Origin of the sequence: Enterococcus avium (assembly GCF_002891025.1) — a bacterium.
Classification (GTDB): domain Bacteria; phylum Bacillota; class Bacilli; order Lactobacillales; family Enterococcaceae; genus Enterococcus_A; species Enterococcus_A avium.
The window spans coordinates 1,192,222-1,205,308 of the sequence record NZ_NBSL01000002.1; the positions used below are offsets into that span (position 1 = coordinate 1,192,222).

The 13,087-nt window shown below is 42.0% G+C and carries 11 protein-coding genes and 1 riboswitch; all 11 genes read right to left on the minus strand.

Going from position 1 to position 13,087, the window contains the following annotated elements:
• Nucleotides 1-94: 94 nt before the first annotated feature.
• The 11 genes from AUF14_RS06150 to AUF14_RS06205 all read right to left on the minus strand — a co-directional run bounded on the left by AUF14_RS06150 (nt 95) and on the right by AUF14_RS06205 (nt 13,085).
• Nucleotides 95-1,528 carry a sensor histidine kinase gene (locus AUF14_RS06150; protein WP_065422854.1) on the minus strand — a complete coding sequence of 478 codons (1,434 nt, stop codon included), beginning with the start codon at nt 1,526-1,528 and terminating at the stop codon, nt 95-97.
• Nucleotides 1,521-2,093, minus strand: coding sequence for an ANTAR domain-containing response regulator (locus AUF14_RS06155; RefSeq protein WP_016180218.1), 573 nt, complete (start codon nt 2,091-2,093; stop codon nt 1,521-1,523). The genes AUF14_RS06150 and AUF14_RS06155 overlap by 8 nt, the downstream gene beginning before the upstream one ends.
• 296 nt (nt 2,094-2,389) lie before the next feature.
• Entirely contained in the window at nt 2,390-3,517 is a 1,128-nt protein-coding gene (locus tag AUF14_RS06160; RefSeq protein WP_049218212.1) for a 1-propanol dehydrogenase PduQ, read from the minus strand.
• A gap of 273 nt (nt 3,518-3,790) precedes the next feature.
• A riboswitch (adenosylcobalamin (AdoCbl) riboswitch) is annotated at nt 3,791-3,940 on the minus strand.
• A gap of 44 nt (nt 3,941-3,984) precedes the next feature.
• Nucleotides 3,985-4,560, minus strand: coding sequence for a cob(I)yrinic acid a,c-diamide adenosyltransferase (locus tag AUF14_RS06170; protein WP_049218214.1), 576 nt, complete (start codon nt 4,558-4,560; stop codon nt 3,985-3,987).
• 24 nt (nt 4,561-4,584) lie between these two features.
• A complete protein-coding gene (locus tag AUF14_RS06175) occupies nt 4,585-5,496 on the minus strand; it encodes a helix-turn-helix domain-containing protein (protein ID WP_049218216.1) in 912 nt (303 codons plus the stop codon).
• A gap of 244 nt (nt 5,497-5,740) precedes the next feature.
• The gene (gene pyrE / locus AUF14_RS22770; protein ID WP_016180214.1) at nt 5,741-6,367 is read right to left on the minus strand and encodes an orotate phosphoribosyltransferase; all 627 of its coding nucleotides are present in this window, start codon (nt 6,365-6,367) and stop codon (nt 5,741-5,743) included.
• A complete protein-coding gene (gene pyrF / locus AUF14_RS22775) occupies nt 6,368-7,084 on the minus strand; it encodes an orotidine-5'-phosphate decarboxylase (protein WP_049218218.1) in 717 nt (238 codons plus the stop codon).
• Complete coding sequence (locus tag AUF14_RS06190) at nt 7,084-8,001, minus strand: dihydroorotate dehydrogenase (RefSeq protein WP_049218220.1); 918 nt, start codon at nt 7,999-8,001, stop codon at nt 7,084-7,086. The genes pyrF and AUF14_RS06190 overlap by 1 nt, the downstream gene beginning before the upstream one ends.
• Nucleotides 8,001-8,789 carry a dihydroorotate dehydrogenase electron transfer subunit gene (locus tag AUF14_RS06195; protein WP_376716639.1) on the minus strand — a complete coding sequence of 263 codons (789 nt, stop codon included), beginning with the start codon at nt 8,787-8,789 and terminating at the stop codon, nt 8,001-8,003. The genes AUF14_RS06190 and AUF14_RS06195 overlap by 1 nt, the downstream gene beginning before the upstream one ends.
• A gap of 33 nt (nt 8,790-8,822) precedes the next feature.
• Entirely contained in the window at nt 8,823-12,005 is a 3,183-nt protein-coding gene (gene carB / locus AUF14_RS06200; RefSeq protein WP_102865951.1) for a carbamoyl-phosphate synthase large subunit, read from the minus strand.
• Nucleotides 12,006-13,085 carry a carbamoyl phosphate synthase small subunit gene (locus tag AUF14_RS06205; protein WP_016180209.1) on the minus strand — a complete coding sequence of 360 codons (1,080 nt, stop codon included), beginning with the start codon at nt 13,083-13,085 and terminating at the stop codon, nt 12,006-12,008. It lies immediately after the preceding gene.
• Between the last annotated feature and the right edge of the window lie 2 nt (nt 13,086-13,087).

Consider the following 13,087-nt stretch of genomic DNA (forward strand, 5'->3'; position numbering starts at 1 on the left):
TTTTCCCAAAGCCTACCCTCCTGTCAAAACATAAAAAAGACGCTTAAAAAAGAGAAAATTTCTTTTCACTTTCTTAAGCGTCTTTGCTTAATTTTTAAACAACGTCAATGTTGTCATTTTCAAAGGTGAAACAGGCTTTTGTACCGTTTCTCCCCGATTCAATTTTTATCTTGCCTTTTAATTTATCCTTTACATAGCTTGTGATGATCATTAGGCCGAGACTGTCGCCGTGATCCGCCTTTGGATCGAAGCCCTTCCCGTTGTCCTCGACTGTAATGTAGATTAAACTCTTCTCCTTTTTGCCGATAATCCTTACTTGTCCCGATTGGTGGGAGTCAAAAGCATGATCGAACACATTTTGCAGCAATTCATTCACAATCAAAGAGATGGTGACCATTTCATCACTTAGAACCTGAATCTCCTGGTCAATATCTAAAGTCAAGTCAATTTCTCGCTCTGGCGAACTTTGGATGATGTGACGAAAATTGAAGACAACTGCCTCCAGAGTTTGATACAGCGAAACTTGATCTTCAACCTGCTTAGAAAGTAATTCGTGAGAAGCCGCAATGGCCATAATCCGTGAAACGCTCTCCCGAAGAATTTTTTTGGCTTCTGAACTGCTAGTTCTTCTTTCTTGAATCCTTAATAAAGAGACGATCGACTGCAAATTATTCTTTACACGATGATGGATTTCTCTAATAACAACCGATTTGGAAATGATCTCGGCCTCTTTGCTTTTGACATCGGCATTATCCTGGATAATGACTAATAATTTTCCGCCCTTTTCAATCCAGATCTTCTTAATGATAAAATAATAGCTCAAATAAGCTGTTTCATTTTCAATCGTTTGATTGGAAGCTTGCCGGCCGATTTGATACATGATGTAATCAAAGGTTGTGTAATCAAGGGTCAAATTATCGTAGTGCATATTCTTGATTCGATCTTTGTAGCCTAACCTGCGATAAAGGTTCTTCGCTTCTTTATTGCTAGAAATTAAAAATCCATACTTATCATAGACGAGTATCGCCTCAGGCAGCTGATTGACGAAGGATTGATCTAAGTGACTTAGAGTTTCTGATGACGGAAGCCTATCAGAAATTCGATCATTGCTTTCTTTTATATCGTCTTCGGCTACCCCCTTTTCCAGAATGATCACGCCGATCGTTTTTCCGTTATTTTTAATTGGAAAAACCGATTGCTGAATTAAAATGTTTTCCTGGCTGACGGCCATGAGCTTCACCGAGTTTAAACCCGTTTCTAAGGTTCTCAATGCCCCCGGTTCATTTTTTAATAAGGCATCTTCGCCGACAATATCGCGTTTGTATAATGATTTTTGAGTCTTTGGCCGCTTGTGATAAATCACCAATGCTTCTTTTTTCATTTCGTTATAAACATCGATAAACACATCGATTTCTTCGTAATGAGGATTCTTTTCAAGCTGCTGAGCTGAATGAAGCAAGGCTTCGATGTCGTCAGGAGAAAGAGAGGTATATTCCTGACAAAGTTGAATCATTCCGGCATCACTCATCGTTTATCACAATCAATTCAGCAATTTCACTCATTGGACAACGCTTGTCCATGCTTAACTTACGAATCGTTTGATAGGCTTCAGCTTCAGATAAGCCGTTTTCTTTACTCAAAATGCCTTTTGCTTTTTCGATGATTTTTCGCTCGTCTAATTTTGTCTTCAATTTTTCAACCTGCTTGATTAAATCTTGAGTTTCCTTACCGCGAGCAATACTCATTTCCAACGTTGGGATCAATGATTTTTCATCTAAGGGTTTTACCAGATAGCCAATTGCGCCAAGATTCTTTGCTTTGGTCGTATTTTCAACATCACTGTAGGCTGATAGAAACACAATGCTGCTGGCTGTATTGTCCTGAATAATTTTTTTTCCTGCTTTTAGTCCATCTAAAACGGGCATTTGAATATCCATTAAAACAACATCCGGGCGCGTTTTCTTACAAATTTCAATGACTTCAAAACCATCTGCTGCTTCGCCAACGACTTCGTAGCCCGCTCCTTGCAGAATATCGCGAATATCAAATCTTGTAATTGGCTCATCATCCACTATTACAACTCTTCCATTCATCCCTTCACATCCTTACATTTTTTCAAGAATCCGCCTACTTCCCTTGTGTAAAAATAATCTCTAGTGATCTATCTAACAAACCTCATTAAAAAGTACGCGAAATTTCTTTTTTGTACTTCAACAAGTGCTCCTTTATGAAAGAAAAAGACAAATAAAGTAGACATAAAAAGCTCCCAAATAAAAAACAATAACAAAATGTCTGTTTTCTATCAAGGAGCTTCATTGCTCTTAAATTTTGGGAGCACCTCGTTGTGCTAGTTCGATTATATGGTAGTTTGAAAGGGCTGTCAATGCTTTTATAAAATCTCTTGAATGATCGTTTCGATGTCTTGGAGAGATGGCACAACAGGATTTGTTTTTGTGCAAGCATCATTTATTGCTGCTTCGGCAATTGCTGGTATTACTTGTTCAACCTCTCTCTTTTCAAGGCCAAATTCTGAGAGTGTTGCTGGCATTTTTAAGCTGTTCCGCAACTGAATAATTTGACGAATTAGCGTGTTCACTCCCATACGTGGATTATTTGTTGATGCACCTAAGCATTTAGCTAGTTTTAAATATTTCACTGCTGCCTTATTTTGGAGATGTCCTGCCTCATTTAAATCCGCATTGAACTGAATTACACTAGGTAATAAAATCCCGTTGATTCGACCATGAGGAATGTGCAAGCGAGCCCCCGCGGCGTGAGCAATCCCGTGATTGATTCCTAATGATGTTTGATTAAAGGCGATACCAGCCAAACAAGATGCAAGATGCATCATTTCTCTTGCCTGTCGATCCTCACCGTTTTTGTGGGCCTTTTCCAAATATTTAAAAACAAGTTTGACAGCTTTTTCACAATACGCGTCAGATAAAACAGTAGCCTTAGTAGAGACGTATGATTCGAGGATATGAGTTAAGACATCCATTCCTGTATCCGCAGTGATTGCAGGTGGGACGCCCATGACTAAGTTCGTGTCTAAAATGGCGATATCTGGCTGAATTTCATCTGTAACTAGAGGGAATTTCGTTCCTCTTTCCGGAATTGTGATGATTGAAAAATTCGTTACCTCTGAGCCTGTTCCGCTTGTCGTAGGGATAGCAATTAATTGATCAATCTTGTTTGTTAGTATTCGATTGGCAAAATATTTCATGGCTTTTGCTGCATCAATTGCCGATCCTCCGCCAATGGTCAATATAATGTCTGCTTGGAAATCAACGATTTGCTTCACTCCACTGACAATCTTCTCAATTGGCGGATCTGGGACGATATCACTAAATACCAAGTAATCGTTATGATCAATGTGGCGAACGATTTCATTGATCTGGCCGTTTTCGATCAAAAATGGATCTGCTACTAAAAAGATTCGTCTATTTTTCAGTTCTTTAAGCCCCTCGAGAACCTCTGAACCCAGCCAGATCGTTGTCTTAAAATGGATTTTTTGCATACTATTCCTCCTTAAATAAAAAAGACACTCCAAACAATCATTCATTGTCTGGAGCGTCATTGCTCTGCATCATTACTACCTTGTAAAGACTGGTTATTTAATTGTAAAATTTCAACAAAAGGGAGTCAGCAGTACATCCTTGTACCTGTAATCTCTTTCCGCTTTGAAAGACCAGCCCATTCCCATTACTGTACAGCAATGTACAATAAAACGGTTAAAACAGTTATCTTATTTTAGTTGGGCTGGATCTTTTATCTTAACAAGGATTTGTAAAGAAAACATCCTGCTTTGCAACGAAACAGCATGCCCGCTAATGAAAAAAATAAAAAGATCTGACTACAAAGCATGCGCTGCTTCTCACAGTGGCGGCACCGTACCAGATTTACACTGGTTTCCATTTATCCTTTTCATAAAATAACTATTGTTGACCTACAGATAAAATAGCATAATTCGTAAGCGAATACAATCTATAAGCCCGTACTTTTAATCTTATGGAAAACTTTTTCACCACGCTCGTAAAAAATGTCCTCTTGTTTTTCCCGCGCATTGATGACTCTCGCCAGTGCGTAAAAATAATCGGACAGACGGTTAATAAAAATGACAATTTCACTATTTAAGCTAGATGTCCAGTTTAAGGTCACTATGGATCTCTCTGCTCTGCGGGTGATTGTTCTGGCGACATGGAGCATACTTGCGGTTGTTGTTCCGCCAGGTAGAATGAAACGTTCAATTTCCGGAGCTTCATCGGTGTAGCGATCAATTCGTTCTTCTAGCCAGCAAGAACTTCCGGAATACAGGCGTCCTTCAGTTCTGGTACTTTCTGGTGTTGCTAAATCTGTTCCCAGATCAAAAAGCATTTGCTGAATTTCTTGTAGTTCTTTTTTGATTTGTGTGTCTTGGGTTTCTGAAATAATAAAGCCGATCCATGAATTTAATTCATCGATTGTTCCATAGCTTTCTACCCGATCGGAATCCTTTGCAACCTGAGCACCACCAACTAACTTTGTCATACCCTTATCGCCTGTCTTTGTATAGATTCGCATATTCATCTCTCCTTTTGTAAGCTGTTAAACAGTCATCGTTCGTTCCAACGGTAGATATTTTTCGATATTTATTTCTTTGCGAAAGCTAGAGGGAGATTTTGAAGTGATGTCCCTAAAACTCTTGCAGAAATAGCTTGTTTGTGAAAAGCCGACACGTCGGGCAATGTCATCGATACTCAAGTTTGAATGACGGAGAAACTCTTTGGCTTTGATTACTCGCTGGTATTTTAAATAGGTTACAAAATTCATCTCTAGTTCCTTTTTAAAAAGCTTGCTGAAATAGTACTGACTCAGATACACCTTGTTTGCGACCTCTTCTAGACAAATTTTTCGATGAAGATTTTTTTCGATATACTTTACTGCATTGACAATTTCTGTTTTTTTCGGAAGGATTTCGACCCTTTTGTTAACGTCTCTTAACTGGCCAACATCGATTTTTCGTTTAGGGTTCGAATTTGTTAAGGTACTTTGCGCGAGGCTGACAAATAATTCGACAATTTTTTCCAATCTTTCTGCTGAAAAATAGGTTGTTGTCTTCAATTCTTCAGAAAGATTACTAGATTGATTTTTTTCAATCAGATAGCGATTCTGTGCCTCCGCCAACCGTCCAATAATGAGATATCCGACTAAAATATTATTGATATAAACTGGCAAGGGAACATGGGTAAAGCCAGCATGGCAAAGATATTTGTTGATGCTTCTTCTTTTTATGGGATAAATCATCTGATGCATTTGGCAATTTTCACAGGCGGCTTTTTCTTTAGCAGTTGATTGGATCATTTCACATAGGCTATGACTTTCGGGAATCTCTGACTGTTGATCCCCATTGATATCAGTAATAAAAAAACAAACACCGACCGCTAACGAATAATCCTTCATCAATTTAAATAGCTGCGGCTCCTTTTCCTCACTTAATATGAAATAGCTCTTACTCATGCTTCCATCCCTTTCTGAAAAAGACAAAAAGAGACCTAGTATCAACAATTTTGTTGAATACTAAGCCTCTTTGCTTATTTAATTAAATCCTCTATGATTTAACTTATTTAATTTTTTAACGTACTGCCTTTCAAGTGAACACTTCACTACGTTGTAAAGTGCTTTCAAGAACTTAATGATATTATATACTAAATAGAGGAAATCAGCTAGAGAAAATATATTAAATAACAATATTTAAATTTTGTTAGTTTAACCAGTTTTCAGGATCTTTCCGCCATTTTTTTAACAGCTCAAGCTGTTCCTGATTGATGTAATTTTCTTGTAAGGCACTTTCAATCAAGGTTGAATAGTTTGTTAAAGTGGTTAATGGTGTGTTAGCCTCTTCAAAATTTTTCTTGCCCTTAGCTAGTTCGTAGGTGAAGATTGCTGCAACTCCTAAGACATCTGCGCCTTCGCGTTTTGCTGCGGCAGCAGCTTCCAGCACACTTCCGCCAGTTGAGATTAAGTCTTCGATTACGACCATCTTCTGGCCTTCAGTAATTCGGCCTTCGATTTGATTGCCGCGTCCATGGTCTTTGGCTTTACTGCGGATATAAACCATTGGTAAATCTAGAATTTCTGCTACCCAAGCAGCATGAGGAATCCCAGCCGTTGCTGTTCCGGCAATCACTTCTACGTTAGGAAATTCTTCTTTGATTTTTGCGGCTAAGCCTTGCGCGATGGCACGGCGTACTTCTGGATAGCTCATGGTTACACGGTTATCACAGTAAATAGGTGATTTGAGTCCGCTTGCCCAAGTAAAAGGCTCGTCGGGACTTAAGGAGACTGCTTCGATTGATAATAAGTCTTTGGCGATTTGTTCTGCGATCATTTATGCTTCACCATTCCATTCTTTTTTGATTTGTAAGTAACTTTCATAAGGATTTTCAGCTTGCGTGATAGGTCTTCCAACCACGATATAATTTGAGCCGATCTCACGAGCTTTAGCCGGTGTCATTACGCGTTTTTGGTCGCCAACGCTGGCCCCTTGCGGACGAATTCCCGGTGTTAAGCAGATAAAAGTATCGTTTGTCGCGTGATGGATTTTTTCTACTTCATGGGCCGAACAAACAACGCCCTCTAATCCAGCTTTTTCTGCACATTTTGCGTAGTGCAGCACGCTTTCTTGCAGACTGACTTCAATTAGCTGATCCTCATGCATTTGTTCTTCGCTGGTAGAGGTTAATTGGGTAACAGCGATTAATTCAGGAATTGTTTGATTCTCTTTTGTTCCTTCAGTCAACCCTTGCTTCGCAGCTTGCATCATTTCCACACCGCCGGCTGCGTGAACATTCGTGATTTTTACGCCCATCTTTGCGATCCCCCGCATTGCTTTTTGTACGGTATTAGGAATGTCGTGAAGCTTCAAATCAAGGAAAATGTCATGTCCTTGACTACGTAGAAAATTAACGATTGCTGGTCCTTCTTGATAAAAAAGTTCCATCCCGATTTTCACGAATAGTTTTTCACTGATGGGAAAATGGGTTAAAAAGGTTTCAATTTCCTGTTTTGAAGCGAAGTCAAAAGCAATAATCGGTCGATTTTCCATTAGAACCCTCCTCTAGTCTCTTGTCTTAGCTGCTCCAAAGATTCGATCCCAAGCTCTGCCATTCTGATCGGCAGCTCGTCGATTAGTTTTGGACAAATATATGGATCGGTAAAGTTGGCTGTACCAACTGCTACGGCACTTGCTCCGGCCATAAACATTTCTAAGACATCATCAACGGTTTGCACGCCGCCCATGCCGATGATCGGTAGTTCACTGACTGCTGCTACTTGATTGATCAGACGGATCGCGACTGGTTTGATGGCTGGTCCGGATAAGCCACCGGTTCTATTTGCTAAGATTGGTTGGCGCGTTTTTAAGTCGATCCGCATGCCAAGTAAGGTATTGATCATAGTGAAACCATCAGCTCCGCCTTTTTCAATGGCCTTTGCGATCGGTACGATATCGGTCACGTTGGGACTTAATTTGACATAGACTGGAACATTTGCGACTTCTTTCACTGCCTTCGTTAGACGATAAGCAACCTCTGGATCGGTCCCAAAAGCGATTCCGCCGTGTTTTACATTTGGGCACGAAATATTTAATTCGATTGCTTTGACATTTGGTGCATCACCGATTTTAGCGCAGACTTCGACGTAGTCTTCTTCGCAGGCACCTGCTACATTGGCGATAATTGGCAGTTCCTGGTACTTTTCTAAACTTGGTAAGATCTCTTCTAATACGACATCCATGCCGGGATTTTGCAGGCCGATGGCGTTTAACATCCCGCTTGGTGTTTCCGCTACGCGAGGTGTTGCATTACCAAAGCGTTCCTTTGGTGTAGTCGCCTTAATCATGATGGCGCCTAATTGATTCAAATCATAGTAATCCGCATACTCCTTGCCAAATCCGAAGCATCCGCTTGCCGGCATAATCGGATTCTTCAGGTCTAATCCGGGTAACTTCACTGCAATACTCATTAAAAGATGACCTCCCCTGCTTGGAAAACGGGCCCGTCTTCACATACTTTGACACTCTTGTTTTCATCCTCAGGTACATGGCAGACGCAAGCATAGCAGGCGCCCATCCCGCAAGCCATGCGGGATTCTAATGAAAGCTGCACGTTGGCGACTTCACTGTACAATTGTTCGACTGTTTTTAAAAGACCGTTATTGCCGCAAGCAAAAACTGCATCTGGTTGACGTTCTTCTGCCAGCAATAAATTACCGACATTGCCTTGAATCCCAAGTGTTCCGTCATCTGTCGAAAAACGGGTTTCTCCTAGGGCTTGAAATTCATCCGCATAATAAACCACCTCTTGGGTCCCAAAACCCAGAAAATGAATCACCTTCACGCCCTTTGCCTTCAGCTCTTTTGAAAGCTGATAAAGCGGCGGTACGCCGATACCCCCACCAACGATAAAGGCAGTATCTCCAGCGTTTAGGCTGTCAATTTCAAACCCATGGCCTAGAGGTCCCATCACATCTAGCTGATCTCCGGCCGACATTTCAGAAAAATATCTGGTTCCATCTCCTTCAACACGATAAATGATCGTGCAGGTTCCCATAGATTGGTCGTATTGATTAATACTGATCGGACGACGCAATAATAAGTCGCTTCTTGGTACGCGAATATGCAAGAATTGCCCCGGCATTGACATTTCTTTGACCAATTCTCCGGTTAAAACCAGCTCATAGATTCTCGGTGCTAACTCTTGTTGACGAACAATCGTCATCATTTCCTGCTTCATAACGGCCTCCCTATAAATCGACAGAGTGAAGCATGCTTCACTCTGTGTGAATTAAATTTCTTGAATTGAAAATGCCCGTGATTCCATCACTCTCAAGATGGCATCTGCTGTATCTAAGGATGTGAACAATGGTACACCGTGCTCTACTGCTTCACGGCGAATGATAAAGCCGTCTTCGGATGAATTTTGGCGATTTTTATCGGTCGTATTGATGACCACTTGCGCTTTGCCCGTGCGAATCAACTCAATCACATTGTGATCATCTGATTCAGAGATTTTCGCGATTCGTTCCGCAGTTAAGCCGTTTTCTTCTAAGAAATTGGCTGTTCCATCTGTCGCCACTAAGCTGTAGCCGACATCCTTGAAGCGTTTGGCTAAATTCAAAGCTTCATCCTTGTTTTCATCAGCTACTGTAAACAAGACTGCGCCGAAATCTGGTAAATGTAATCCAGATGCTGCGAAGGCTTTATACAGAGCTTTTGCTAAATTACGATCGGTTCCCATGACTTCACCTGTTGATTTCATTTCAGGTCCTAAGTAGGTATCGACCTTTTGCAGCTTCGTGAAGCTGAAGACTGGTGCTTTAACGTGAACCATGTCGCTTTCAGGATAAAGTCCATCTTCATAGCCAAGCTCCTTCAGGCTTTGGCCTAAGATTGCTTTTGTTGCGATCTGCGCCATCGGAATATTCGTGATTTTACTCAAGAATGGTACTGTTCGACTCGCACGAGGATTGACTTCGATGACAAAGACTTCATCGTTATGGATAACGAACTGGATATTCATCATGCCGATGCAGTTCATCCCTAATGCTAACCGGCGTGTATAATCTTCAATCGTTGCCTTCAACTCATCGGGGAAGGTTTGTGGCGGATAAACCGCCATCGAATCGCCTGAGTGAACCCCTGCGCGTTCGATATGTTCCATAATTCCTGGGATCAAGACGGTTTCGCCGTCACAGATGGCATCTACTTCACATTCCTTACCGACTAAATAGCTGTCGACTAAAACAGGATGTTCAGGAGAGGCTTTGACCGCGTGGGCCATATAGTCTTCCAAATCGGATTGGTTTTCAACGATTTCCATCGCCCGTCCGCCTAAGACATAGCTTGGACGAACCAAGACTGGATAACCGATTCTTTCAGCGATCTTAACTGCTTCCTCCGCGCTCGTCGCTGTATCACCTGGCGGTTGCGGAATGGATAGACTTTTCAGCACTTGTTCGAACTGATCACGGTCTTCCGCGCGGTCTAAATCTTCGATGGTTGTTCCTAAAATTTTAACCCCGTTATTAACTAAAGGTTCAGCTAAATTAATCGCGGTTTGTCCACCGAATTGGACGATCACGCCAATCGGTTGTTCTAACTCGATCACGTTCATCACATCTTCAAGGGTTAACGGCTCGAAATAGAGCTTGTCTGAGATGGAGAAATCAGTCGAAACAGTTTCTGGATTGCTGTTCATAATGATTGCTTCATAACCAGCTGCTTGAATTGCCTTTACTGAGTGAACGGTCGCGTAGTCAAACTCCACTCCTTGCCCGATCCGGATCGGACCTGAACCGAGAACTAGGACAGATTCTTTGGCAGAACGAACACTCTCATTTTCAAATTCGTAGGTGCTGTAAAAATATGGCGTTTGAGATTCAAATTCTGCCGCACAAGTATCTACCATCTTGTAAACTGGAACGATTTTTTCGGTTGTTCGGAATTTCCGCACTTCATTGGCTGTCATGTCCCAAAGCTGTGCGATCTTCACATCCGCAAAACCATTCTGTTTGGCTTTCTTCAATAGCTCAACATCTTTTTTGTTTTGGGCTAAAGCTGTTTCTAGTTCAACAATATGAAGCAGCTTATCTAGGAAGAAAAGATCGACTTTGGTTAGCTCATTGATTTCCTCGATCGAATAGCCGCGACGAATCGCTTCAGTTAGATAGAATAAGCGATCATCTTGTGCCTTGACCATTTTTTCAGTTAATTCATCATCGGTAACTTCGCTTAGTTCTGGTAATTCCGCATGATAGGTTCCGATTTCTAATGAACGCACGGCTTTTAATAATGATTCTTCGATGTTCCGGCCGATCGCCATGACTTCACCAGTGGCCTTCATTTGTGTGCCTAAGACACGTTCGCCGCTTTCGAATTTATCAAAGGGCCAACGCGGAATTTTGGCAACGACATAATCTAGAGCCGGTTCAAATTCTGCATAGGTCGTTTCTGTTACTGGATTTTTCATTTCATCCAGCGTCAAGCCTACCGCGATTTTTGCTGCCAACTTCGCAATTGGATAACCTGTTGCTTTACTTGCCAAGGCTGATGAGCGAGATACTCGCGGATTTACTTCGATTACATAGTAGTTGAAGCTATGTGGGTCAAGAGCCAGCTGCACATTACAGCCGCCTTCGATTTTCAAGGCGCGAATGATCGATAAGGAAGCATCCCGCAGCATTTGATATTCATAGTCAGATAGCGTCTGGCTTGGCGCGAATACGATAGAATCTCCGGTGTGCACACCAACTGGATCGAAGTTTTCCATGTTACAAACCACGATGGCATTGTCGGCTGAATCCCGCATCACTTCATATTCGATTTCCTTGAAGCCAGCGATTGATTTTTCAATCAAACATTGCGTCGCTGGTGAAAGCTTCAACCCGTTTTCAGCGACAGTCCGAAGCTCTTCTTCGTTGTCACACATTCCGCCGCCAGTTCCGCCAAGTGTAAAGGCCGGACGAACGATGATCGGATAACCGATGGTATTGGCGAAGGCAACCGCCTCTTCAACGGTATTCACGATTTCAGATTCAGGAATTGGTTGGTTCAACTCTTCCATCAATTGCTTGAACAAGTCGCGGTCCTCTGCTTGGTCGATCGCCGACAATTTTGTTCCCAGCAATTCAATTTTTAGCTCATCTAAAATGCCTGAATCTGCTAATTCCATTGCCATGTTCAAGCCAGTTTGCCCGCCTAATGTTGGCAGGATCGCATCTGGCAATTCTTTGCGCAGGATGCGAGAAACAAATTCGAGTGTGATTGGTTCGATATAAACACTGTCCGCGATTTCTTTGTCGGTCATGATAGTTGCTGGGTTTGAATTTACCAGAACAACTTCATAGCCTTCTTCTTTTAACGCTAAGCAAGCTTGTGTGCCGGCGTAATCAAATTCCGCGGCTTGTCCGATCACGATAGGTCCAGAACCGATCACCATGATCTTTTTAATATCTGTACGTTTTGGCATTTATGCTTGCTCCTTCCATGCATCCATCATTTCCATAAACTCATCAAATAAATGAACCCCGTCATGTGGTCCCGGCGCAGCATCTGGGTGATACTGAACGCTGAAGGCTGGGTAATTCCTATGACGAACCCCTTCAACCGTGCCATCATTGACTTCTACGTGGGTAACCATTAATTTTTCTGGATCAATTGTTTTTTCATCGACTGCAAATCCATGATTCTGTGAAGTAAAATCGATGCGACCGGTAGCGATTTCCCGCACCGGATGATTCAATCCGCGGTGTCCGAATTTCATTTTGTAGGTATCTGCACCGTTGGCTAATGAGAACAGCTGGTGTCCAAGACAAATTCCGAAAATCGGTACTTTTCCTTGAATCTGCTGAATCATTTCAATTGCTTCTGGCACATCTTTCGGATCTCCAGGGCCATTGGTCAGCATCACACCATCAGGACAAAGGTCTAAAATCGTTTGAGCATCTGTGTTATAAGGCATCACAGTCAAATTACATTCACGACGTGACAATTCGCGCAGAATACTGTGTTTTAGACCGAAGTCGATCACGACCACATTGCGGCCTACGCCTGGACTTGGGTAAGGAGTTACTGTCGAAACTTGTGCAACTTGGTTCGTTGGTAAGACCGTTGCTTTTAGTTGATCAAACGAATGTTCAAACTGATCGGCTGGATCAACAATGCTGCCTTTCATGGTTCCAACGCTGCGTAATTTTTTCGTTAATGCGCGGGTATCAATTCCGGAAATCCCAGGAATCCCTTTGCGCTTCAAAAATTCGTCTAGCGTCATTTGATTGCGCCAGTTACTAGCTAAGCGGGCGTGTTCTTTTACGATCACGCCTTTACAGGTGGGCGCGATGGATTCATAATCATCGCGGTTCACGCCATAATTTCCGACCATTGGATAGGTAAAGGTAATGATTTGTCCATTGAAACTTTGGTCCGTAATCGTTTCTTGATAACCGGTCATACTTGTGGTGAAAACCACTTCACCGACCACATTTGCTTCAGCGCCGAAGCCTTCCCCTTCAAATACTGTGCCATCTTCTAATATTAAAAGTCTTTTCAACG